The organism is Rhodoplanes azumiensis (genome assembly GCF_042682915.1).
GTDB lineage: Bacteria > Pseudomonadota > Alphaproteobacteria > Rhizobiales > Xanthobacteraceae > Rhodoplanes > Rhodoplanes azumiensis.
The window spans coordinates 45,688-68,636 of the sequence record NZ_JBHUIW010000014.1 but is presented as its reverse complement, the minus strand read 5'-3'; the positions used below and the strand labels follow the sequence as shown (position 1 = coordinate 68,636).

Annotated in this window: 16 protein-coding genes and 1 tRNA gene; 13 read left to right on the top strand and 4 right to left on the bottom strand. The window is 70.9% G+C overall.

The genetic code is table 11. The annotated features are described in order from the left end of the window. Nucleotides 1-201 precede the first annotated feature (201 nt). From thiL to ACFSOX_RS13125, 3 genes are all read left to right on the top strand, one after another. Complete coding sequence (thiL, locus tag ACFSOX_RS13135; protein ID WP_378478264.1) at nucleotides 202-1,251, top strand: thiamine-phosphate kinase; 1,050 nt, start codon at nucleotides 202-204, stop codon at nucleotides 1,249-1,251. 334 nt (nucleotides 1,252-1,585) lie between these two features. Then, a complete protein-coding gene (locus ACFSOX_RS13130; protein ID WP_378478263.1) occupies nucleotides 1,586-2,563 on the top strand; it encodes a quinone oxidoreductase family protein in 978 nt (325 codons plus the stop codon). Further along, entirely contained in the window at nucleotides 2,560-3,288 is a 729-nt protein-coding gene (locus tag ACFSOX_RS13125; RefSeq protein WP_378478262.1) for a CPBP family intramembrane glutamic endopeptidase, read from the top strand. The genes ACFSOX_RS13130 and ACFSOX_RS13125 overlap by 4 nt, the downstream gene beginning before the upstream one ends. Nucleotides 3,289-3,323: 35 nt before the next feature. On the opposite strand, the gene ACFSOX_RS13120 is transcribed toward ACFSOX_RS13125, so the two are convergent. Beyond that, nucleotides 3,324-3,482 (bottom strand): hypothetical protein, encoded by a 159-nt coding sequence (locus ACFSOX_RS13120; protein WP_378478261.1) that lies wholly within the window; start codon nucleotides 3,480-3,482, stop codon nucleotides 3,324-3,326. A gap of 205 nt (nucleotides 3,483-3,687) precedes the next feature. Here ACFSOX_RS13120 and ACFSOX_RS13115 point away from each other — a divergent pair, with 205 nt between their 5' ends. The 7 genes from ACFSOX_RS13115 (at nucleotide 3,688) to ACFSOX_RS13085 (ending at nucleotide 12,525) form a co-directional block, all read left to right on the top strand. Next, the gene (locus ACFSOX_RS13115; protein WP_378478260.1) at nucleotides 3,688-4,410 is read left to right on the top strand and encodes a GntR family transcriptional regulator; all 723 of its coding nucleotides are present in this window, start codon (nucleotides 3,688-3,690) and stop codon (nucleotides 4,408-4,410) included. Between the two features lie 89 nt (nucleotides 4,411-4,499). Beyond that, entirely contained in the window at nucleotides 4,500-5,483 is a 984-nt protein-coding gene (locus ACFSOX_RS13110) for a Bug family tripartite tricarboxylate transporter substrate binding protein (protein ID WP_378478259.1), read from the top strand. A 105-nt stretch (nucleotides 5,484-5,588) separates the two neighbouring features. Then, entirely contained in the window at nucleotides 5,589-7,289 is a 1,701-nt protein-coding gene (locus ACFSOX_RS13105) for an IlvD/Edd family dehydratase (RefSeq protein ID WP_378478258.1), read from the top strand. 389 nt (nucleotides 7,290-7,678) lie between these two features. Next, on the top strand, nucleotides 7,679-7,987 hold the full coding sequence (locus tag ACFSOX_RS13100) for a hypothetical protein (protein ID WP_378478257.1): 309 nt from the start codon (nucleotides 7,679-7,681) through the stop codon (nucleotides 7,985-7,987). 251 nt (nucleotides 7,988-8,238) lie between these two features. After that, nucleotides 8,239-10,749, top strand: a complete 2,511-nt coding sequence (locus ACFSOX_RS13095) for a glycogen/starch/alpha-glucan phosphorylase (RefSeq protein ID WP_378478256.1) — start codon at nucleotides 8,239-8,241, stop codon at nucleotides 10,747-10,749. Further along, a complete protein-coding gene (locus tag ACFSOX_RS13090) occupies nucleotides 10,746-12,008 on the top strand; it encodes an ATP-dependent 6-phosphofructokinase (RefSeq protein WP_378478255.1) in 1,263 nt (420 codons plus the stop codon). The genes ACFSOX_RS13095 and ACFSOX_RS13090 overlap by 4 nt, the downstream gene beginning before the upstream one ends. A 441-nt stretch (nucleotides 12,009-12,449) precedes the next feature. After that, nucleotides 12,450-12,525: transfer RNA gene (locus ACFSOX_RS13085), tRNA-Arg, on the top strand. 68 nt (nucleotides 12,526-12,593) lie between these two features. Here the strand turns inward: ACFSOX_RS13085 and ACFSOX_RS13080 are convergent. The 3 genes from ACFSOX_RS13080 to cobS all read right to left on the bottom strand — a co-directional run bounded on the left by ACFSOX_RS13080 (nucleotide 12,594) and on the right by cobS (nucleotide 14,698). After that, entirely contained in the window at nucleotides 12,594-12,875 is a 282-nt protein-coding gene (locus ACFSOX_RS13080; RefSeq protein WP_378478254.1) for a hypothetical protein, read from the bottom strand. A gap of 453 nt (nucleotides 12,876-13,328) precedes the next feature. After that, the gene (locus ACFSOX_RS13075; RefSeq protein ID WP_378478253.1) at nucleotides 13,329-13,898 is read right to left on the bottom strand and encodes a histidine phosphatase family protein; all 570 of its coding nucleotides are present in this window, start codon (nucleotides 13,896-13,898) and stop codon (nucleotides 13,329-13,331) included. A gap of 8 nt (nucleotides 13,899-13,906) precedes the next feature. Then, a complete protein-coding gene (cobS, locus tag ACFSOX_RS13070) occupies nucleotides 13,907-14,698 on the bottom strand; it encodes an adenosylcobinamide-GDP ribazoletransferase (protein ID WP_378478252.1) in 792 nt (263 codons plus the stop codon). 16 nt (nucleotides 14,699-14,714) lie between these two features. Here cobS and cobT point away from each other — a divergent pair, with 16 nt between their 5' ends. From cobT to ACFSOX_RS13055, 3 genes are all read left to right on the top strand, one after another. After that, a complete protein-coding gene (cobT, locus tag ACFSOX_RS13065; protein WP_378478251.1) occupies nucleotides 14,715-15,731 on the top strand; it encodes a nicotinate-nucleotide--dimethylbenzimidazole phosphoribosyltransferase in 1,017 nt (338 codons plus the stop codon). Between the two features lie 108 nt (nucleotides 15,732-15,839). Next, nucleotides 15,840-17,282, top strand: coding sequence for an aldehyde dehydrogenase family protein (locus tag ACFSOX_RS13060; RefSeq protein ID WP_378478250.1), 1,443 nt, complete (start codon nucleotides 15,840-15,842; stop codon nucleotides 17,280-17,282). Nucleotides 17,283-17,685: 403 nt separating this feature from the next. Beyond that, on the top strand, nucleotides 17,686-22,944 hold the full coding sequence (locus ACFSOX_RS13055; RefSeq protein WP_378478249.1) for an alpha-2-macroglobulin family protein: 5,259 nt from the start codon (nucleotides 17,686-17,688) through the stop codon (nucleotides 22,942-22,944). Nucleotides 22,945-22,949: the final 5 nt, after the last annotated feature.

The window sequence follows — 22,949 nt, the reverse complement described above, 5'->3', positions numbered from 1 at the left end:
ATCGGTCTCTCGATACCACTCCGCGGGAGTGCGTGCAGCCGGCCGGACCGAAGCCGATGATCGTTCCGAAAGTACGCGCGGGGCGCCGTCCGGTTCACGGCCGCGGCGTCGCCCCACGCGCGCCCGGGACACGAGGCGTCGCGAGGGTCGAAGCCGAGAAAAAATGCTCTACGCTTCGGTACGCAACGAGTCGGGGAGCTCATGATCAGCGACGATGGAACAATCGGCTCCGGCGAAGACCGGCTGATCGCCCGGCATTTCGCCCCGCTCGCGACCCATCCGGGTGCGCTGGGGCTTTCCGACGACGTCGCCGTGATGGTCCCGCCGGCCGGCTGCGAGCTGGTGCTGGAGACCGACGCGATCGTCGCCGGCATGCATTTCTTCCCGGACGATCCGCCCGACGCGATCGCCCGAAAGGCGCTGCGGATCAATTTGTCGGACCTCGCCGCCAAGGGCGCGCGGCCGCTCGGCTTCCTGCTGTCGCTCGCATTGCCCCGACGAACCGGCCGTGCCACGGCGAACGGCGGCGCCGTCGTGGCGGTCGACGACGCCTGGCTCGCGGCGTTCGCCGCCGCGCTCGGCGAAGACGCGACCGCCTATGGCTGCCCGCTCTACGGCGGCGACACGGTCGCCTCGCCCGGACCCGTGATGATCTCGGTGACGGTCATCGGCGCGGTGCCGACCGGCACGCTGGTGAAGCGCAGCGGGGCACGGCCGGGCGACCGCGTCCTCGTCACCGGCACGATCGGCGACGCCGCGCTCGGCCTCGTGCTTCGCATGGAGCGGGCCGGCGCCGAGGACTTCGGCCTGACCGCGGAAGAGCGCGAGCATCTGCTGTCGCGCTATCTCGAGCCGCGGCCCCGCACCGCGCTCGCCGAAGCCGTAAGGCTCCACGCCAGCGCCGGCATGGATGTCTCCGACGGGCTCGCCGGCGATCTCGCCAAGCTGTGCCGGGTGTCGGGTGTCACGGCCCGGGTCGAGATCGCCCGCGTGCCGCTGTCGGGTGCCGCGCATCGTCTGCTCGACGCGGCCCCCGAGCATCTCGCCGCCGTGCTGTCGGGCGGCGACGACTACGAGGTTCTTTGCACGGTGCCGCCCGCGCGGCTGGCGTCTTTCACGGCGGCTGCGGCGGCGGCCGGCGTGCCGGTGACCGACATCGGCGAGATTTTCGAAGGGCAGGGCGCCCCGGTGCTGCTCGGCTCCGACGGCCATCCGCTGGCGCTCGACCGGGCGAGCTTCAGCCATTTCTGATCCCAACTCCGTTGATCAGCCGACCGTCATTCCGGGGCGCGGCGAAGCCGCGACCCCGGAATTCAGCGGCAAGCTCTGCGTTCCGGGTTGGATTGCGGGTTCGGTGCTGCGCGCCGCCCCGGAATGACAGTCACGGGTCGATCCTTCACCCGAGCCGGGCGCCAAATCGGTGCGCCATGCCAGCCCTGCGTGGCACGCCTGCGGTCGCGGTGCGGTCGCGCTTGCGCGGAATGGCCCGTTTCCTATGATCGCGCCCCCGGCGGCGCGCGCCGTGCGCTCCCCGCCTCATCGGCCCGGGCCGAGCCTCCCGGGAGCAAATCGGAAGGAGACGTCCATGGTGGCGGCCGTGCGTGTGCACAAGGTCGGCGGACCCGAGGTGCTGACCTACGAGGAGGTCGACGTCCCGGCGCCGGGACCGGGCCAGATCCGCATCAGCCAGGCGTCGTGCGGCATCAACTTCATCGACACCTATTTCCGCTCCGGTCTCTACCCGTCGCCGGTCGGGCTGCCCTTCATCGCCGGCAACGAAGGTGCCGGCACCGTCACGGCGGTCGGCCCGGACGTGACGGACATCGAGGTGGGCGACAAGGTCGCCTATGTGGTGGCGCTCGGCAGCTACGCGGCGGAGCGCCTTCTCCCGGCGGCCCGCGTCGTCAAGGTGCCGGACGGCATCGACCTCGCCCAGGCTGGCGGCATCATGCTGAAGGGCATGACCGTCTGTTATCTGCTCCGCCGCACCTTCAAGGTCGGGCCGCAGCACACGATCCTGATCCACGCGGCCGCCGGCGGCATCGGCCTGATCGCCTGCCAGTGGGCGAAGCGGCTCGGCGCCACCGTGATCGGCACGGTCGGCTCCAAGGACAAGGGCGAGCTCGCCAAGGCGAACGGCTGCGATCACGTGATCTACTATCGCGACGAGGACTTCCCGGCCCGCGTCAAGGAGATCACCGGCGGGGCGCTGTGCGACGTCGTCTACGACGGCGTCGGGAAGTCGACCTTCCCGGCCTCGCTCGACTGCATCAAGCCGCTCGGCATGTTCGTCTCGTTCGGCAACGCCTCCGGCTCGATCGAGGCGTTCAACATCAACCTGCTGCAGGCCAAGGGCTCGCTGTTCGTGACGCGGCCGACCCTCAACCACTACGCCGCGAGCCGCGCCGATCTCGACGGGCTGGCGAGCGAGCTGTTCGAGGTGGTGAAGAGCGGCGCGGTCAAGATCCCGATCCAGAAGCGTTACGCCCTGAAGGACGCGCAGCAGGCCCATATCGACCTCGAAGCCCGGGCGACCACCGGCACGTCGATCCTGGTGCCTTGAGCACGTCCGCCGACAGCCCTTCGGGCGAGATGCCCTGGGGCATGGTCGCGACCGTCGCCATCGCGCTGCTCGCCTTCGGGCTCGGGCAGGCGGTGGCGGCGGTCCTTTTGTCGCGCTGGCTCGGACCGGCGGCGCTCGCCGGACCGGCGCTGCCGGCGCATGGCGGCGCCGTCGTGCTGGTCGTGGTGGCGGCCAACCTCGTGCAGACCGTCACGCTGGTGCTGGCGGCGCGCGTGAAGGCCGGCTCCGCGCTCGCCTATCTCGGGCTCGACGTGCCGCCGCGGCGCGACCTGCTGATCGGGCTCGCGAGTCTCGTCGCGCTGGTGCTGGTCGCCGACGGCGTGACGCTCGCGGCCGGCCGCGACCTCGTCCCGCCGATCCAGATCGCGATCTGGCGCAGCGCGTCCGCTCAGGGCGTGCTGTGGCTCCTGTGGCCGGCCCTGGTGCTGGTCGCGCCGATCGGCGAGGAGATCTTGTTCCGCGGCTTCGTGTTCCGCGGCTGCGCCCGCAGCGAGAGGAGCGCGATGCCGACCATCGTGCTCACCGGCTTCGTGTTCGCGCTCCTGCACGTCCAGTACGACTGGGTCGGCATCCTGCTGATCTTCGCGGTCGGCCTGCTGCTCGGCTGGCTGCGCTGGCGCACCGGCTCGACGACGCTGGTCATCCTCCTGCACGTGGCCCTCAATCTCGAAGGCATGATCGAGACGATGGTGACGGCCGGGTAGGGGGAAGGTGCCGGCGGCGGCGCCGTGGTGCGGGATCAGTCCCGGCGCGGGGGCTGGCGCCGCCGTCCGCGCAACGGCACGGGCACGGGCCGCGGCTGGTCCGCCGAGGCGATGGCGCGCAGGCCGGCGGCGAGCATCAGGCCGAGCACCACGATCAGCCCGGTCACCGTCATCATGTCCGCACCCCCGCTCATCACGCTCTCCTGTTTCCAGCTCATCGATCTACGACGACGCGGCCGGCCTGGATCACAGCCGGTCGCCGAGACGATCATCGTCGACGATCTCTGCCGGGATATAGGGACGATCGGCGAAATATGAACCCTCGATCTGACGATTATTGACAATCTGCCGCATCGGGTGAAGGCTCGTGTCGGTTCCGCAGCCGCCCGGGCCCCCGCCGTGACCCCACTCTCCGTCAGGTCGTCCCCCTCGACATTGCGTGACCTCGCGCTGCGCGAGGTCGTCCGCCGCATCGAGGAGGACATCATCTTCGGCCGGCTCGCGCCCGGCGCCCGGCTGGTCGAGGACCGGCTGATGGCCCGCCACGGCGCGAGCCGCCACTGCGTCCGGCAGGCGCTGGCCCAGCTCGAGCAGGCCGGCCTCGTCCGCCGCGAGAAGAACGTCGGCGCGACGGTGCGCTCCTATGCGGCCGACGAGGTGGTGAAGATCTACGAGGTGCGCGAGCTGCTCACCCGCCAGGCGGCGCTGATGATCCCGCTGCCGGCGCCGGCCGGGCTGATCGACCGCCTCGTCGCGATCCAGGCCCGCTACCGCGCCGCGATCGACGCCGGCGACCTGCGCGGCGTCCACGAGGCCAACGACGGCTTCCATCTCGTATTGTTTTCGGCCTGCGGCAACCCGTATCTGGTGCGCACCCTGCAGGACTACATGAACCTGACCCTGCCGATGCGAGCCAAGAACCTCGCCGACGGGACCGGGCGCGACGTCTCGGTGCGCCAGCACGACATGATGATCGAGCTTTTGAGCGGTCGTGACTCCTGGGCGCTCGCCCAGCTCTGCGTCGCTCATCTACAGGCGAGCAAGTCCGACTATCTGGCGCGGGTCGCCGCGGGCACGCCGGCGGCACTCGCGATGGTCACGGAGGACCGACGCGACCGATGAGACGCCGGCGTGGCGCGCTGCGACGACCGACGATCGAACAACGATCGAATAACGACAACCAAACAACGAAGCTTCACGGGAGAGACACCATGCGAATGATGATCGCCCTGGCGGCAGGTCTGCTGCTCGCCGCCGGCACGGCGGCGACGACGACGCGGCCGGCGGCGGCGCAGGAGGCGTGGCCGGCCCGCACCGTCACGGTCGTGGTGCCGTTCGCGGCCGGCGGCACCACCGACATGTTCGGGCGGCTGTTCGTCCAGGCCATGCAGGACAAGTACAAGACGCCCTTCGTGATCGAGAACAAGGCGGGCGCCGGCGGCACGCTCGGCGCCGCCTGGGTGGCGCGCGCCAAGCCGGACGGCTACACGCTCCTGGTCGGCACGGCGAGCACCCAGGCGATCGCGCCCTTCGTCTACAAGGATCCGCGCTACGACGCCGAGAAGGATTTCGCCGCGATCAGCCTGTTCGCCAAGGTGCCGAACCTCCTGACCGTCACGCCCAAGCTGCCGCCGAAGACCGTGCCGGAGCTGATCGCCTACGCCAAGTCGCGGCCCGAGCCGCTGGTCTACGGCTCGTCCGGGGTCGGCAGCGCCACGCATCTGCCGGCCGAGCTGTTTCAGATGATGGCCGGCATCAAGCTCGTCCACGTGCCCTACAAGAGCTCGAACGACGTCGCCGCCGCGCTGTCGGGCGGCCATGTCGACCTCGCCTTCGACAACATCACCTTCGCCTGGCCGCTGGCGCAGTCCGGCACGGTGCGGGCGCTCGCCGTCACCAGCACGGAGCGCAGCCCGACCGCGCCGGATCTGCCCACCATCGCCGAGACGCTGCCGGGCTTCGACGCGCCGTCCTGGCACGGCCTGTTCGCGCCGGCCGGCACGCCGCGCGCCGTGGTCGAGCAGATCGCCGCCGACATCGAGACCTTCTTCGGCACGCCCGCGATGGCGGCGAGGCTGAAGGAGATCGGCGCGGTCGCCTCGCCCATCACGCCGGACGCCTTCTCGGCGTTTGCGACCGAGGAGAGAAAGCGCTATCGCGAGATCGTCGCCAAGGCCGGGCTGCAGCCGTTCTGATCCGGCGCCATCGGACATCACGAGACCACGGACGACCGCCGACCGGCGGTCGCCCCGCGAACGACACAAGGCCGGCCCTCCGCCGGCCGCAACGGAGCAACCACCATGAGCAAGGGCCTGCGCAAGGGTCTCACCAGCTACGGCGACGCCGGCTTCTCGCTGTTCCTGCGCAAGGCCTTCATCAAGGCGATGGGCTACTCGGACGACGCGCTCGACCGACCGATCGTCGGCATCACCAACACGGGCAGCGACTACAATCCCTGCCACGGCAACATGCCGGCGCTCGTCGAGGCGGCCAAGCGCGGCGTCATGCTGGCCGGCGCCATGCCGATGGTGTTCCCGACCATCTCGATCCACGAGAGCTTCGCCCACCCGACCTCGATGTTCCTGCGCAACCTGATGGCGATGGACACCGAGGAGATGATCCGGGCACAGCCCATGGACGCCGTCATCGTGATCGGCGGCTGCGACAAGACTCTTCCCGCCCAGATCATGGCGGCGGCGAGCGTCGATCTGCCGACCGTCGTCGTGCCGGTCGGGCCCATGGTGGTCGGTCATCACAAGGGCGAGGTCTTGGGCGCCTGCACGGACTGCCGGCGGCTGTGGAGCGCGCATCGCGCCGGCGACATCGACGAAGAGGAGATCGGCGAGGTCGAGGGGCGGCTCGCGCCGTCGGTCGGCACCTGCATGGTGATGGGCACGGCCTCGACCATCGCCTGCATGACCGAGGCGCTCGGCCTGTCGCTACCGATGAGCGCCACCGTGCCGGCCCCGCATGCCGAGCGGGTCCGCATCGCCGAAGCGAGCGGGCGGCGCGCCGCCGAGATGGCCCGCACGGGGGGGCCGCGCCCGAGCGAGATTCTGACGCCCGCGGCGTTCCGCAACGCCCAGGTGGTGCTGCAGGCGATCGGCGGCTCGACCAATGGAATCGTGCATCTCACGGCGATCGCCAACCGCACGCCGCACAAGATCGACCTCGATTCGTTCGACGCGATCGGCCGCGCGGTGCCGGTGCTGGTCGATCTCAAGCCGTCCGGCGACCACTACATGGAGCACTTCCACCACGCCGGCGGCATGCCGAAGCTCCTCCAGCAACTCGGCACGCTGATCGACCTCGATGCGCCGACGGTGGCCGGCGGCACGCTGCGCGACGTCGTCGCCGCAGCCGAGGAGGTGCCGGGCCAGACCGTGATCCGCTCGCCGACCGATCCGATCAAGCCGGTCGGTGCGGTCGCGGTGCTGCACGGCAACCTCGCGCCGCGCGGCGCCGTCATCAAGCATTCGGCGGCGACGCCGGCACTGCTCCAGCACACCGGCCGGGCCGTGGTGTTCGAGTCGACCGCCGACATGGCGGCCCGCATCGACGATCCCGACCTCGACGTGCGGGCCGACGACGTGCTGGTGCTGCGCAACACCGGCCCGAAAGGGGCGCCCGGCATGCCGGAGGCCGGCTATCTGCCGATCCCGAGGAAGCTCGGGCGGCAGGGCGTGAAGGACATGGTGCGCATCTCCGACGCCCGCATGAGCGGCACGGCGTTCGGCACCATCGTGCTCCACATCACCCCGGAATCGGCCGACGGCGGGCCGCTCGCCCTGGTGCGGACCGGCGACATGATCCGGCTCGACGTCGCGGCGCGCCGCATCGACATGCTGGTCGAGGATGCCGAGCTCGCGCGGCGCCGCGCCGCGCTCGGGGCACCGGCGGAGCCGGCATGGGCGGCGCGCGGCTACGCGCGGCTCTACTGGGCCTCGGTTCTGCAGGCCGACGAGGGTTGCGACTTCGACTTCATGCGGCGCGAGCCCTGACGAAGGTATTTCGAAACACTTGCTTTCGGATGGCGGCATCGAACTTTCGGATTACGAAAGGGTGCCTGTCCGGACTAAAGAACTGTACGTATACAAAGCGTGCGAGGCCGGATGATACGGTGCCGCCGGCACGCTTCGCCGGCACGCTTCGCCGGGGACGGAGCCGACGTGGAGGGTGTCGGGCGGGCGGGTCACCTTCGTGCAGCCGCTCGTATCTGCCGGCCCGTGCCGAGCCCGCGTCTCGGGGCGACAGACGCTTCGGCGCAACCGGGCATTCGGTCTTTCCGGCTTTCTCGGCCGAACCTTTCGGGTTCGGAGAAATACCCTATTTGCCGAGCCGCCCGTGAGCTGCGCACGGCCGTCGGTCCCCGCTGTCCCGGCGTTCCCGCATGTCCGTTCACGACGATCCGATCCTGGCCGCCATCGAGTTTCACCGCGCCGCGCACGCCGCCTGGCTCCGGGCCGCGGCCGAGGACCGAGCGGCACCGGGCGATCCCGAGATCCGGGCGCACACCGACCTGCTGCGCGCGCGCGCCGAGGCGGCGGCCTGGGCGCTGCTCGACACGATGCCGTCGACCCCCGCGGGCCTGCTGACCCTGGCGACCTACGCGGGTGATTTCGTCGTCGCGGGACACGCCTGGCCGGAGGGCTGGGACCAGCGCTTCTACGCGGTCGTGGTCCGCTGGCCCGGCGCGTGAGCCGGAGCGGCCGGACCGCCTGTTCGCCGCTCCAGGCGCCGCCCGCCGCGCCGCGGCCGGCGTCCGCCGGCCCGGATCAGCTTCCGGGCTCGCCGGCAAGCTCGTAGTAGCCCTCGGTTCGCGGCAGGGTGGAAGCCGACCGGGCGACACGAAGTCCATGGTATAGGGAAAGGAGAGTCGGGGCGCCGGCTCGATCGCGACGGATGCGCGGCCGCCGGGTCCGTGAATCCGACCATTGGAGCTCTGGTTCGATGTTTCCGTCCGTAGCCGTCACCGAAGCCGCATCCGAACCGGGCCGCGACGTGCGCACCGGCCTCGATCCGGCGAGCCTGATGCAGGCCGTCTGCGACTATCTCTACTACTTCCAGGGCCGCCATCCGGCGACCGCGTCGCGCAACGACTTCTATCTCGCCACCGCTTATGCGGTGCGCGACCGGCTGTTCCAGCGCGGCATCCAATCGCTCGACGCGCTCCTCCATCGCCCCGACGGGCGCACGGTCGCCTATCTCTCGGCCGAGTTCCTGATGGGGCCGCAACTCGCCGCCAACCTGGTCAATCTCGGCATCCAGGACGCCATGCGCGAGGCGCTGTGGCGGATGGACATCCGGCTCGAGGATCTGATCGAGCACGAGGTCGAGCCCGGCCTCGGCAACGGCGGCCTCGGCCGGCTCGCCGCCTGCTATCTGGATTCGCTCGCGACGCTCGAGATCCCGGCGATCGGCTACGGCATCCGCTACGAGTTCGGCATCTTCAACCAGCAGATCCGTGACGGCTGGCAGGTGGAGCTCACCGACAAGTGGCTGCATCTCGGCTATCCGTGGGAGGTCGCCCGGCCGGAGCGCGCCGTCGCGGTGCGGTACGGCGGCTACACCGAGACCTACACGGACGAGGACGGCCGCTACCGGGTGCGCTGGATCCCGGCCGAGATCGTGAAGGGGGTGCCGCACGACACGCCGATCCTCGGCTACCGGGTGAAGACCTGCAACCTGTTGCGCCTGTGGCGGGCCGAGGCGGTGCAGACCTTCGACTTCGAGGCGTTCAACATCGGCGACTACGCCCGCGCCGTCGAGGACCAGGTGACCTCGGAGACGATCTCCAAGGTTCTCTATCCCAACGACGCCTCGCCGCAGGGCAAGGCGCTGCGCCTCAAGCAGCAGTATTTCTTCGTCGCCTGCGCGATCGAGGACATGCTGCGCGCCCATCTGCGCTTCGGCGGGACGCCCGCGACCTTCCACAAGCGTTGGGCCGCGCAGCTCAACGACACGCATCCGACCGTCGCGGTGCCGGAGCTGATGCGGCTCCTGCTCGACGACCACGGCCTCGAATGGGACGAGGCCTGGGAGGTGACCCAGAAGACCTTCGGTTACACCAATCACACGCTGCTGCCGGAGGCGCTGGAGACCTGGCCGATCGACCTGTTCGGGGCGCTGTTGCCGCGCCATCTCGAGATCGTCTTCGAGATCAACCGCCGCCTGTGCGACGGCATCCGCCGCGTCTATCCGGGCGACGAGGACCGGGTGCGCCGCATGTCTCTGATCGAGGAGCAGGGCCGGCGGTCGCTGCGCATGGCGAATCTCGCCTGCGTCGGCAGCCACGCCATCAACGGCGTCGCCGCCCTCCACACCGAACTCCTCAAGAGCCAGGTGCTGTCCGACTGGGTGGCGATGTTCCCGGAGCGGTTCTGCAACATCACCAACGGCGTGACGCCGCGCCGCTTCGTCGTCGTCGCCAATCCGGGCCAGTCGAAGCTGATCAGCGAGACGATCGGCGACGATTGGCCGATCCATCTCGACGCGCTGCGCCGACTGGAGACCCATGCCGACGATCCGGAATTCAGGGCGCGCTGGCGCGACGTGAAGCACGCCAACAAGCGCCAGCTCGCCGCCGTCATCAAGGAGCGCACCGGCATCTCGGTCGATCCGGATTCGCTGTTCGACATCCAGGTGAAGCGCATCCACGAGTACAAGCGCCAGCACCTCAACGTGCTGCACATCCTCACGTTGTACCGGCGCCTGAAGCTGAACCCCGACCTCGACGTCGTGCCGCGCACCTTCGTGTTCGGCGGCAAGGCGGCGCCCGGTTATCAGGTCGCCAAGCTCATCATCAAGCTGGTCGGCGCGACCGGCGACCTCGTCAACGACGATCCGGACGTGCGCGGCCGGCTGAAGGTGGTGTTCTTCCCCAATTTCAGCGTCAAGAACGGCCAGGCCATCTATCCGGCCGCCGACCTCTCCGAGCAGATCTCGACCGCCGGGCAGGAGGCGAGCGGCACCGGCAACATGAAGTTCGCGCTCAACGGCGCGCTCACCATCGGCACGCTCGACGGCGCCAACATCGAGATCCGCGACGAGGTCGGGGCCGAGAACTTCTTCCTGTTCGGCCTCACCGCCGACGAGGTGCGCAGCGCCAAGGCCGGCGGCTACGCGCCGCGCGCGATCTACGAGCAGAACGACGAGCTGCGCGCCGTCGTCGACCTGATCGCGTCGGGGGCGCTCGCCGGCGGCGACACGACGCTGTTCCGCTCGCTCGTCGACGGGCTTCTGTGGCACGATCCGTTCATGGTGCTGGCCGACTACCAGAGCTACGTGGCCTGCCAGGAGCGGGTCGCGGCGCTCTGGCGTGACCCGGAGGCGTGGAGCCGCATGTCGATCCTCAACGTCGCCCGCATGGGCAAGTTCTCGTCCGACCGCTCGATCCGCGACTATTGCGAGCGGGTCTGGCACGTCGGGCCGCTCGGGGCTCCGACGGAGGGGGCGCCGTGACCGTCACGACGCTCGGCCCCTGCCGGTTCCGCTCGCCACGCTCGGGCTTCGTCTCCGAGGACGAGCGCGTGCCGGCCAACATCATCCGCGGGCCCGGCCGCGACGACGATCCGGGGCCGCTGTTCGAGCTCGCCGGCCCGCGCGAGATGCTGTTCTTCGATCCGCCGCGGGTGCGCGCCGGCATCGTCACGTGCGGCGGGCTGTGCCCGGGCCTCAACAACGTCATCCGCTCGCTGGTGCGCGAGCTGCACGGCGGCTACGAGGTCCGCGAGGTGATCGGCTTCCGCATGGGCTACGGCGGCCTCGACCCGCGCAACCACCACGAGCCGGTGGTTCTGCACCATTCGAGTGTCGACGACATCCACCAGCAGGGCGGCACCATCCTGGGCACGTCGCGCGGCCCGGTCGACGTCGCCGCCGCGGTCGACAACCTGATCCGGCGCAAGATCGACATGCTGTTCTGCATCGGCGGCGACGGGACGCAGCGCGGCGCCTTCGCGATCTACGAGGCCTGCAAGGCGCGCGGCCACGCGCTCGCCGTCGTCGGCGTGCCGAAGACGATCGACAACGACGTGCTCTATGTCGACCGCACCTTCGGCTATCTCACGGCGCTCGAGGAGGCGCGCCACGTCATCGACGCCGCCCACAACGAGGCGCGCAGCGTCGAGAACGGCGTCGCCGTGGTCAAGGTGATGGGCCGGCACGCGGGCTTCATCGCCGCCGGCGCCACCATCGCCAGCCAGGACGTCAACTTCACGCTGGTGCCCGAGGTGCCGTTCCGGCTCGACGGCGAGCACGGCTTCCTGGCCGCCGTGATCGAGCGGGTGCGTGACCGCGGCCACGCCGTCGTGGTGGTCGCCGAGGGGGCCGGGCAGGATCTGTTCCCAGCCGAGCCGAAAGCCACCGACGCCTCCGGCAACGTCAAGCTGAAGGACATCGGTCCGTTCCTCGCCAAGGCGATCGGCGAGGCCTTCGCGGCTGCGAAGCTGCCGCTGACGCTGCGCTACTTCGACCCCGGCTACCAGATCCGCAGTCGGCCGGCGAACTGCGAGGACGCGGTGCTGTGCGACATGTTCGCCCGCCAGGCCGTGCACGCCGCGATGGCCGGCAAGACCGGCATGGTGGTCGGGCAGCTGCACGGCACCTTCATCCACGTGCCGACCGCGCTGATCGCCTCGGGCGCCAAGCAGCTCGATACGGACGGCCTGTTCTGGCACTCCGTGCTGGCCGCCAACCAGCAGCCCGACCGCTTCGGGTGAGGAGGCGGGGGCGGCGGCGGGGCGGAAGGCGCCGGGGTCGACCGGCAAGTCGCCGGGCCGATGTCTCGGGCCGACGAGGCGCCTGAAGCGGTCGCGTCGCGGCGAGCGACTCCGAGCCCGCCCCGGAGCATTCCCCGTGGAGCGCGCCCCGGAGCTCCCCCTACGAAGTCGGTGAAAACGTTTTCACCGACTTCGATCGATCATCCCGGGACGTCCCTTGTCGTCCATCGCTCGTCCCGCGCAGGCTGGTGAGCCCTGGTCGGGCGATCGGCGGTCGGTGGCTCCGGCCTCGGCGACCTCGCGCGGGCGCCGGGCTGGCGCGCCCCGGCCGGGATCGGCTATAGGACACTGCGGCCGCGCGACCGGTCCTGAGCGACCAGGTCGGCACGCGCGTCGCGTCAGTGCAGTCGTCCCGCCGGCCCGGTCGTCTCGCGCTCTGTCGGCCCCGTAGCTCAGTGGATAGAGCAGCAGCCTTCTAAGCTGTTGGTCGCAGGTTCGAATCCTGCCGGGGTCGCCACCGGCTCGGGGCGCAAGGAGGCGGCCTCACGGGAACCCGCCGGGCAGGGCGCTCAGGAGTGGTGGCGCTCAGGAATGGTGCGGCCGGTGCGAGCGCGCGTGGCGGTGCGTCCGTTTCGTTCGGCTTGCCGCCGTCGCCTCGGTCGCGTCGAACGGAATCTGTCCGGAAAGGCACGCCTCCATCCAGCCCGGCAGCTCGCCGAGCTCGACATGGACGCCGCGGTTCCAGCCCAGATCGTAGCAGCTGTCCCAGTCCGGTCCGGACGGCGCGTGCGTCGCGGGCTTGTCCATGGCGAAAGCCTGGGCGGCGACGACGCAGGCGAAGACGGCGGTCGAGAACGTGACGCGCATCATGCTCTCCCTGGCCGCGGTCGCGGGGCGCGATGCGGCGGAGTTGGCTCTTTGCGGTTCAGGCGCACGCCAGAAAAACCGGCTGTGCCGATGAAGAGGCACCCCCGCGGAGAGACAGGGTCTCGGCGGGAAGGCCGAAGCGGAATCGATCACTGCGAACGACATTGCGTCGCGCACAGCGCTACAGCCGTCACGACATCGAGACCGACGACATCGAGACCGGCATCACGTCACGGCCGATCGAGAACTCGTCGCGTCCTTCGGCCCAATGAAAAAAGTTTATAAAAATGTATCTGGAAAGGAAATACGACGTTCTGGTGAGGGTTCTCCAAAACCTTACATGATGTAATCTTCCAGGCCGGAGAGATACCGGTGTGGTCGGCGAGGCGCCTTGAGCGCAACCGTGAGCGGCGAGCGTCGCGGTCGGCCGAGGCGCATCTCGGGCGGCGGCGGTCAGCGCCGGTTGACGAAGCGGATGCGCCAGCTGCCGGCGATGCGGTCGATGCGGGTCAGCGACAACGGCGCGACGACGAAGCGCAGCGCGGCCTCCGGCGTCGTCTCCAGCGCGATCGCGAGAATCGCCCGGATGGTGCCGGAATGGACGACCAGCACGGTGTCGCCGGCCGGAAGCTGGGCGAGGCCGCGGCGCACCCGCTCGATCTGGTCGACGAAGCTCTCGCCGCCGGGGGGGCGTCGGCGCGCCGGCGAATGCCAGAAGGTCGCGTAGCCGTCGCCGAACTCCGCCTCGAGATCGGCATGGGTGCGCCCGGTCCACTCGCCGAAGCCCTGCTCGCGAAAATCGCTCTGCAGCATCGGGTCGAGGCCGAGCGCGTGGGCCGTGTCGACGGTGCGCTGCGCCGGCGAGGCGTAGGCCGGCGCATCGGCGGGCAGGGCCTTGCGCAGCGCTGCGAAGCGGGCCGTGTCGGCGAGGTCGGCCGGCGCCTCGGGCGGGTGGATGACGTCGCGCGGGCCCGCCACCGGGGCATGCCGGATCAGCCAGAGATGCTGTTCGGTCCGGGTCATGTCCAGGGTCACGTCCCGGTGCCGAAGCGGGCCGCGCACAGCACCAGCACGGCGACCTCGGCGGCCTGCTCGGCGGCGCCCAGCACGTCGCCGGTCTGGCCGCCGATCTGTCGCTGGGCCAGATGGGCGACGGCGGCGGCCGCCGCCGCGGCGGCCAGGACCGAGAGCAGCGCCTCCTTGATCGGCAGCATCACCAGCGTGATCACCAGAGCGATGACGGCGGCGGTCGCCACCACGGTCTTGGTCGGTGCGCCGGCCCGGGCGCCGAGCCCGTCGGTGCGGGCCGGCGGCAGCTTGAAGGCGAGCGCCGGGATGGCGGCGCGGCCGAGCGCGTTCGCCGTCACCAGCACGGGCAGCACGGCGACCAGCGGCAGGGCGGCGAGCGCGAACACCCGCGTCGCGAAGCTCACCAGCAGCACCACGGCCCCGTAGGTGCCGAGCCGGCTGTCGCGCATGATCTCGAGCTTTCGCGCCTTGTCGTGGCCACCGCCGAAGCCGTCGCCCGTGTCGGCGAGGCCGTCCTCGTGCAGGGCGCCGGTGACGAGCGCGCTCACCCCGAGCGCCAGGGCGGCGGCCGGCAGATGCGGCACGCCGACGAGGAGCAGCCCCAGATAGGCGATCCCGACGACGCCCCCGATTCCGGCGCCGACGAGCGGGAAGACTCGCATGGCCCGGGCGAGGTAAGAGGGCGCCGGCCCGTCCGGATGGGCCATCGGGATGCGGGTGAGCAGCGAGACCGCGACGCGCAGGTCGTTCTGCCAGTCGCGCAGGCTGTTGCCGTTTTCCAAAGTGCTGGTCATCGAAAAGGACTCACCGTTGATCTTCTCCACTCTAGACGACCTCCGCGCCGCCTGTCGCGACCTGCCGGCCGGCGACGAGGCCGCCGCCGCGGCCGCGCTGGCGCGCCAGGCCGTGCTCACCAAGCCGCCCGGCAGCCTGGGCCGGCTCGAGGATCTCGCCGTCTGGCTCGCCCGTTGGCAGGGCCGGGCGATCCCCAGGCTCGACCAGGTGTCGATCGCCGTCTTCGCCGGCAATCACGGCATCGCGGCGCGCGGCGTCTCGGCCTTCCCGATCGAGGTCACGGCCCAGATGGTGGCGAACTACGCCGCCGGCGGCGCTGCGATCAATCGTCTCGCCGAGACGGCCGGCGCCACCCTGACCGTCGTGCCGCTCGACCTCGACCGGCCGACCGCCGACTTCACCAAGGCGCCCGCCATGGACGAGGGCGAGTTCCTGGCCGCCGTGTCGGCCGGCTACGCGGCGGTCGCGCCCGACCTCGACCTGTTCGCGGTCGGCGAGATGGGCATCGGCAACACCACGGCGGCGGCCGCCTTGTGCGCCGCGCTGCTCGGCGGCGGCGCGGCCCGCTGGGTCGGCCGCGGCAGCGGCGTCGACGACCACGGTCTCTCGCGCAAGCGCGACGCCGTCGAGGCGGGGCTCGCCCGTCACGGCGCCAAGGTCGCCGACCCGCTGGCGATCGCCGCCGCGCTCGGCGGCCGCGAGCTCGCCGCCATGATGGGGGCGACGCTCGCGGCGCGCCGCCACCGCATCCCGATGCTGCTCGACGGCTACATCGCCAGTGCCGCCGTGCTGCCGCTCGCCCGGATGGCGTCCGACGCGCTCGCCCATTGCCGCGCCGCCCACTGCTCGGGCGAGCCCGGCCACAAGGCGCTTCTGCCGGCGCTCGGCCTGGTGCCGCTGCTCGACATCGGCATGCGGCTCGGGGAGGGGACCGGGGCGGCCGTCGCGATGCTGCTCGCCCGCGCCGCGCTCTCCTGCCACGCCGGCATGGCGACGTTCTCGGAAGCCGGAGTCGCCGAGAAGACGTGCTGACGCGAGGCGTCGCTCGCACCCGCCAGGACCACGTCGCCCGGGCCGCATTGCCATGCCGGCCCGGGCCACTATGATCCGGCGCCCCCAACCGCAAGAAACGAAGACCCCATGACCGTGCATCAGAACTTCATCGGCGGCGCGTGGACGCCTGCCGGCAACGCCGCGCCCAACATCAACCCGTCGGACGTCTCCGACGTGGTGGGCGAGTACGCCCGCGCCGGCCGGGCCGAGGCGGAAGCCGCCATCGCGGCCGCCAAGGCGGCGTTCCCGGCCTGGGCGCGCTCCAATCCGCACGAGCGCTACGAGATCCTGATGCGCGTCTCCACCGAGATCCTCGCCCGCAAGGAGGAGCTCGGCCGCCTGCTCGCCCGCGAGGAGGGCAAGACGCTCGCCGACGGCATCGGCGAGGTGACGCGCGCCGGCCAGATTTTTGGGTACTTCGCCGGAGAGGCCGTCAGGCTCGCGGGTGAAAAATTCGCGTCCACGCGGCCCGGCATCGAGGTCGACGTGACGCGCGAGCCGGTCGGCATCGTCGCCATGATCACGCCGTGGAACTTCCCGATCGCCATTCCGGCCTGGAAGATCGCGCCCGCGCTCGCCTACGGCAACTGCGTCGTCATCAAGCCGGCCGATCTGGTGCCGGGCTCCGCCTGGGCGCTCGCCGACATCATCGCCCGCGCCGGCATCCCGAACGGCGTGTTCAACCTCGTCATGGGCCGCGGCTCGGAGATCGGCGAGGTTCTCCTGAGCCACGACGACGTTGCCGCGATCTCGTTCACGGGCTCGGTCGGCACCGGCCGCAAGATCGCCCAGGCCGCCGTCACGGCGCCGGTGATGAAGAAGGTGCAGCTCGAGATGGGGGGCAAGAGCCCGCTCGTGATCCTCGACGACGCCGACCTCGCCGTCGCGGTCGAATGCGCGGCGAACGGCGCCTTCTACCAGACCGGCCAGCGCTGCACGGCCGGCACCCGCCTCGTCGTCACCGAGGGCATCCACGACCGCTTCGTCGAGGGTCTGGTCGAGCGCATGAAGCAGCTCGTGGTCGACGACGCGCTGAAGCCCGGCACGAACATCGGCCCGGTGGTCGACCAGAGCCAGCTCGACCAGGATCTGCGCTACATCGCGATCGGTCAGAAGGAGGGCGCCAAGCTCGTCTGGGGCGGCGAGCGGCTCAACCGCGACAAGCAGGGCTTCTATCTGCAGCCGGCGCTGTTCACCGAGTGCACGCCCGACATGCAGATCGTCCGCGAGGAGATCTTCGGCCCCGTCGCCGCGGTGCTGCGCGTGAAGGACTACGACGAGGCGCTGGCCGTTGCGAACGACAGCGTGTTCGGCCTGTCGTCCGGCATCTGCACGACCAGCCTCAAGCACGCGACGCACTTCAAGCGCAACTCCGACGCCGGCATGGTCAACGTGAACCTGCCGACCGCCGGCGTCGACTATCACGTCCCGTTCGGCGGCCGGAAGGGCTCGAGCTACGGCCCGCGCGAGCAGGGCCACTACGCCGTCGAGTTCTACACCACGGTGAAGACCAGCTACACGCTGGCGTGAGGGCGGCTGCGCCGCGGTATCGCGTGGGCTTCCTAAAGCCTCTCCCCGCCGCGCGGGGAGAGGTCGGATTTCACGCGCCCGCGCGGGAAATCCGGGTGAGGGGGCGTTTCGTGGATACGGATGCGCCCCCTCATCCGACTCGCCGCCGCGCGGCGAGCCACCTTCTCCCCGCCCGCGGGGAGAAGGAAGACGTGACCCGCCTCTCGAACCTTCCGCCGTGCCCAAGATACCAAGCCGGTGGCGGGGCGTGCGCGCCGCCGATCACGTCTACGATACCGCCACGTTTACCGCCATCCGCCGGTCATGATTCTCGCGGACCGGTGGCGTGTCGGACCCGGCCTTGCGGTCCGGGGGATGCCCGCGGGTGCGCATCAAGGCGCGCGTGGGCCAGGGAGGTCGTTCGATGCTCGCCCGTCTCCGCGCCGCCGCCGTGGCGCTGCTCTTCCTGCCGTTCGTCCTGTCCATTCCGGCCGTGGCCGCTGAAAAAGCGTTCCAGCGCGACGAGCTCGCCGACGGCGCGCTGCGCCTCGAGGCACAGATCAAGAAGGACGCCGGCAGCGTCACCAAGTCGCCGGACCAGCTCCGCCGCGACGCCGAGGCGGCGCTCGCCCGCAACGACACCCGCACGGCCTTGACCGTGCTGGGCCAGCTCGTCACCGCGGCGCCCGACGTCGCCTCGAACTGGCTGCGCCTGTCGCGCGCCGTCCTGCAGGTGAAGGGGGCCGACAGCCGCGAGCAGAATACCTTGTGGGAGCGCGGCGCCACCGCCGCCTACATCGCCTATCAGCGCGCGACGACGCCGGCCGAGGAGGCCGACGCATTGGTGCTGGTCGGCCGCGCCTATGCGGACCGGCGCGTCTGGCGCCCGGCGCTCGACGCGCTGCGCCTGTCGCTGGAGCTGAAGGAGGTCGCCGACGTCCGCGCCCGCTACGAGACGTTGCGCACCGACCACGGCTTCCGCCTGATCGACTACTCGGTCGATGCCGATACGGCCTCGCCGCGCGCCTGCTTCCAGTTCTCCGAGGAGTTGCCCGGTCCGCGCACGGATCTGTCGCCCTTCGTGTCGGTCGCCGGCCTCGACAAGCCGGCCATCGCGGCGGACGACCGCCAGCTCTGTGTCGAGGGCCTCAAGCACGGCGAGCGCTACGCCGTGACGATCCGGCCCGGCCTGCCGTCGACCGTCAAGGAGACGCTTCAGAAGGCGTCCGAATTCAATCTGTACGTTCGCGACCGCAAGCCGTTCGTGCGGTTCTCCGGCAAGGCCTATGTGCTGCCGCGCGCCGGCCAGCAGGGCATCCCGGTCGTCACCGTCAACGCCTCGGCGGTGAGCATCGTCGTCTACCGGATCGGCGACCGCAACCTGGTCGACCCGGTCGCGGGCGAGGATCTGGAGCGCAATCTCGACCGTTACGAGTTGGAGCGCATCGCCGAGACCAAGGGCGCGAAAGTGTGGTCGGGCGAGCTCGCCGTGCAGTCGCCCCTCAATGCCGAGGTGACGACGGCGTTCCCGGTGACCCAGGCGGTCGGCGATCTGAAGCCCGGCGTCTACGTGATGTCGGCCGAGACCAAGGGCCCGAGCGACAGCGATTATTCGGCGCTCGCGACGCAGTGGTTCGTGGTCTCCGATCTCGGCCTGTCCGCCATGTCGGGCGGCGACGGCATCCATGTCTTCGTCAACTCGCTCGCGACCGCCCAGCCCAAGCCGCAGACCGAGGTGCGGCTCGTCGCCCGCAACAACGAGGTGCTGGCGGTCCGCAAGACCGACGCCGACGGCCACGCGGTCTTCGAGGCGGGCCTGACCCGCGGCGAAGGTGGCGCCGCGCCCGTGATGATCGTCGGCGTCAACGACAACGGCCGCGACTACGGCTTCCTCAGCCTCAAGGCCCCGGCCTTCGATCTCTCGGATCGCGGCGTGAAGGGCCGGGCGGCCCCGACCGGCCTCGACGCCTTCGTGGTCACCGAGCGCGGCGTCTATCGCACCGGCGAGACCGTGCACGTGACGGCGCTCTTGCGCGACGGCCTCGGTGTGGCCGCCGCGGGCGTGCCGCTGACCCTCGTCTTCGAGCGCCCCGACGGGGTCGAGCATCGCCGCGCCGTGGTCGCCGACCAGGGCCTCGGCGGTCGCGCCTACGACCTGCCGATCGTCTCCACGGCGCCGACCGGCACGTGGCGGCTCAAGGCCTACACGGATCCGAAGCGTCCGCCGGTCGGCGAGACGACCTTCATGGTCGAGGACTACGTGCCCGACCGCATCGAGTTCGACCTCTCGACCAAGGCGACCGGCATCGCCAAGGGCACGCCCGTGGAGATCGCGGTCGACGGCCGCTTCCTCTACGGCGCGCCGGCCTCCAATCTCGAGTTGTCCGGCGAGGTGACGCTCAAGGAGGCCAAGGAGCGCGCCGGCTTCCCGGGCTATCAGTTCGGCACGGTCGACGACGAGGCCGAGCAGGACGCCGATACGAGCCGCATCACGCTCGACGACCTCCCGGCGACCGACGACAAGGGCCACGCCACCGTCCCGGTGACGCTGGAGAAGCTGCCCGAGACCAGCCGGCCCCTGGAGGCGCAGGTCGTGATCCGCATGGCGGAGACGGGCGGCCGCGCGGTCGAGCGCAAGATCACGCTGCCGGTCGTTCCCGAAGGGCCGATGATCGGCGTGAAGCCCTTGTTCTCCGGCCGCTCGCTCGGCGAGGGCGAGACCGCGACCTTCGACGTGGTGGTGGTCGCGCCGGATGGCCAGGCGCTGGCGCGCCGCGGCCTGAAATACGAGCTTCTGAAGGTCGACACGCGCTATCAGTGGTACCGGGCCGACGGCGCCTGGAGCTACGAAGCGGTGAAGTCGACCAAGCGGGTCGCCGACGGCACGCTCGACGTCGCGCCCGGCCAGCCCGGCCGTATCGCCGCGCCGGTGGAGTGGGGCCGCTACCGGCTCGATGTCTCGTCGAGCGATCCGGACGGGCCGACCACGTCGATCTCGTTCGACGCCGGTTTCTTCGCGGAAGCCTCGGCCGACACGCCGGATCTTCTGGAGATCGCCCTGGACAAGCCCGAGGTGAAGGCCGGCGACACGCTCGGCGTGTCGGTGACGGCCCGCGCCGCCGGCCGGGTGCGGCTCTCGGTGATCGGCGACCGGCTGATCACCAGCGTCACCCAGGAGGTGCCGCAGGGCACCACCCAGATTCGCTTGGCCGTAGGCCCCGACTGGGGCACCGGGGCCTATGTGGTCGCGACCCATCTGCGGCCGCTCGACGCGCAGGCCAAGCGCATGCCGGGCCGCGCCATCGGGGTGCAATGGCTCGCGGTCGACCGTGCCTCGAAGACCTTGCAAGTGACGCTGGCGACGCCGCAGCTCATGCGGCCGAACACGACGCTGCGCGTGCCCGTCACCATCGCCGGGCTCTCCGGCGGCGCCGGCCAGGCCGTCCAGGAGGCGCGCATCACGGTCGCGGCCGTCGATGTCGGCATCCTCAATCTCACCGGGTACAAGCCGCCGGCGCCCGACGAGCACTATCTCGGCCAGCGCCGGCTCTCCGCCGATCTGCGCGACCTCTACGGCCATCTGATCGACGGCATGCAGGGGACGGTCGGGGCGATCCGCTCCGGCGGCGACGGCGGCGCGGCCGAGCTGTCGGGCTCGCCGCCCACCCAGCCGCCTGTCGCGCTGTTCTCCGGCGTCGTGCCGGTCGGGCCGGACGGCAAGGCCGAGGTGACGTTCGACATCCCGGCCTTCGCCGGCACGGTGCGGGTGATGGCGGTCGCGTGGTCGGCCGGAAAAGTCGGCCGCGCGTCGACCGACGTGACGGTGCGCGACCCCGTGGTGCTCACCGCGACGCTGCCGCGCTTCCTGCTCACGGGTGACCGGAGCACGGTCCAGCTCGAGCTCGACAATGTCGAGGGGCGGGCCGGCGACTATCGGGTCGCCGCCTCGGTCGAGGGGCCGGCCCAGATCGGTGGGCAGGCCGGGCCGGGCACCGCGCCGCAGAGCGTGCGCATGGCGGCCAAGCAGCGCGCCTCGCTGTCGCTGCCCATCACGGCGACGGCGGCCGGCACCGCGATCGTGAAGATCGCCGTGACCGGGCCCGACGACTTCGCGCTGGAGCGGACCTATCCGCTCGCCGTGAAGCCGGCGACCCAGATCGCCACGCGCCGCACGGTGCGCACCATCGCCAAGGGGGAGAGCCTGTCGCTCGGCGCCGACCTGTTCGGCGACCTCGTCCCGGGCACCGGAGGGCTCGCCCTCTCGGTCGGCCCGTCGACGGCGCTCGACGCGGCGACGCTCCTCAAGGCGCTCGACCGCTATCCGTTCGGCTGCTCGGAGCAGATCACCAGCCGGGCGCTGCCGCTCCTCTACGTCAACGAGCTGTCGGTCGAGGCGCATCTGGCCCTCGACCAGGACGCCGACCAGCGCATCCGCGACTCGATCGACCGGCTGCTGGCCCGGCAGGACTCGTCCGGCTCGTTCGGCCTGTGGGGCGTCGGCGGCAACGACGTCTGGCTCGACGCCTACGTGACCGACTTTCTCACCCGGGCGCGGGAGAGGGGCTTCGTCGTCCCCGACACCGCGTTCAAGCTGGCGCTGGAGCGTTTGAAAAACTACGTCGTCAACGCGCCGGAGCCCGGCAAGGAGGGGGCGCGCGATCTGCCCTATGCGCTCTATGTCCTCGCCCGCAACGGCGAGGCGCCGGTCGGTGACCTGCGCTACATCGCCGACACCAAGCTCGGCGAGTTCGCGACCCCGACCGCCAAGGCGCAGATCGGCGCGGCGCTCGCCATGCTGGGCGATCGTGTCCGGGCCGAGCGGGTGTTCGCGGCCGCCGTGCAGGCGATCGAGCCGCCGAAAGTCCTGGAGTTCGGCCGGCCCGACTTCGGCTCCTCGCTGCGCGACGCGGCCGCCGTCACGGCCCTGGCGGCGGAGAGCAATGCCGCGGCGAGCTTGCTGCCGGCGGCCCTGAAGGGCGTCGAGGAGGCGCGGGCACGGTCGTTCTACACCTCCACGCAAGAGAACGCTTGGATGGTGCTGGCGGCGCGCGCGCTGTCGAAGTCGGTGCCGCTGTCGATCGAGGTCGCGGGCAGCGCACGCAAGAGCCCGCTCTATCGTGCCTTCCGGCCGGCGGATCTCGCGACGCCGCTGCGCGTCACCAACACGGGCGACGGACCCGTGCAGGCCGTGGTGTCGGTCTCCGGCGCGCCGCTGGTGCCGGAGCCCGCCGCCGACAAGGGGTTCCGCATCGAGCGGACCTATTACACGCTGAGCGGTGAGAAGGTGGACGCGACGAAGGCCCGGCAGAACCAGCGCTTCGCCGTGGTGCTGAAGATCACCGAGCCGCAGCCGCAATACGGCCGCGTGCTCGTCGTCGACCCGCTGCCGGCCGGCTTCGAGATCGACAACCCGCGGCTCGTCTCCTCGGGCGAGACCGGGGCGCTCGACTGGATCCAGGACGCCGCCGAGCCCGACAAGGCCGAGTTCCGCGACGACCGCTTCTCGGCCGCCTTCACCCGCAACGCCAAGTCGCCGGCCCTGTTCACGGTGGCCTATGTGGTGCGGGCCGTGTCGCCGGGCCGCTACGTGCTGCCGCAGGCCTATGTCGAGGACATGTACCGCCCCGACCGCTTCGGCCGCACCGGCACCGGCACGGTCGAGGTGAGTGTGTCGCGGCAGTAGGTGAT

Bases quoted from the DNA above. Each gene is read 5' to 3' on its own strand.
- thiL (WP_378478264.1), top strand. From the start codon at position 202: ATGATCAGCGACGATGGAACAATCGGCTCCGGCGAAGACCGGCTGATC.
- ACFSOX_RS13130 (WP_378478263.1), top strand. From the start codon at position 1,586: ATGGTGGCGGCCGTGCGTGTGCACAAGGTCGGCGGACCCGAGGTGCTG.
- ACFSOX_RS13120 (WP_378478261.1), bottom strand. From the start codon at position 3,482: ATGAGCGGGGGTGCGGACATGATGACGGTGACCGGGCTGATCGTGGTG.
- ACFSOX_RS13110 (WP_378478259.1), top strand. From the start codon at position 4,500: ATGCGAATGATGATCGCCCTGGCGGCAGGTCTGCTGCTCGCCGCCGGC.
- ACFSOX_RS13105 (WP_378478258.1), top strand. From the start codon at position 5,589: ATGAGCAAGGGCCTGCGCAAGGGTCTCACCAGCTACGGCGACGCCGGC.
- ACFSOX_RS13100 (WP_378478257.1), top strand. From the start codon at position 7,679: ATGTCCGTTCACGACGATCCGATCCTGGCCGCCATCGAGTTTCACCGC.
- ACFSOX_RS13095 (WP_378478256.1), top strand. From the start codon at position 8,239: ATGTTTCCGTCCGTAGCCGTCACCGAAGCCGCATCCGAACCGGGCCGC.
- ACFSOX_RS13080 (WP_378478254.1), bottom strand. From the start codon at position 12,875: ATGCGCGTCACGTTCTCGACCGCCGTCTTCGCCTGCGTCGTCGCCGCC.
- ACFSOX_RS13075 (WP_378478253.1), bottom strand. From the start codon at position 13,898: ATGACCCGGACCGAACAGCATCTCTGGCTGATCCGGCATGCCCCGGTG.
- cobS (WP_378478252.1), bottom strand. From the start codon at position 14,698: ATGACCAGCACTTTGGAAAACGGCAACAGCCTGCGCGACTGGCAGAAC.
- ACFSOX_RS13060 (WP_378478250.1), top strand. From the start codon at position 15,840: ATGACCGTGCATCAGAACTTCATCGGCGGCGCGTGGACGCCTGCCGGC.
- ACFSOX_RS13055 (WP_378478249.1), top strand. From the start codon at position 17,686: ATGCTCGCCCGTCTCCGCGCCGCCGCCGTGGCGCTGCTCTTCCTGCCG.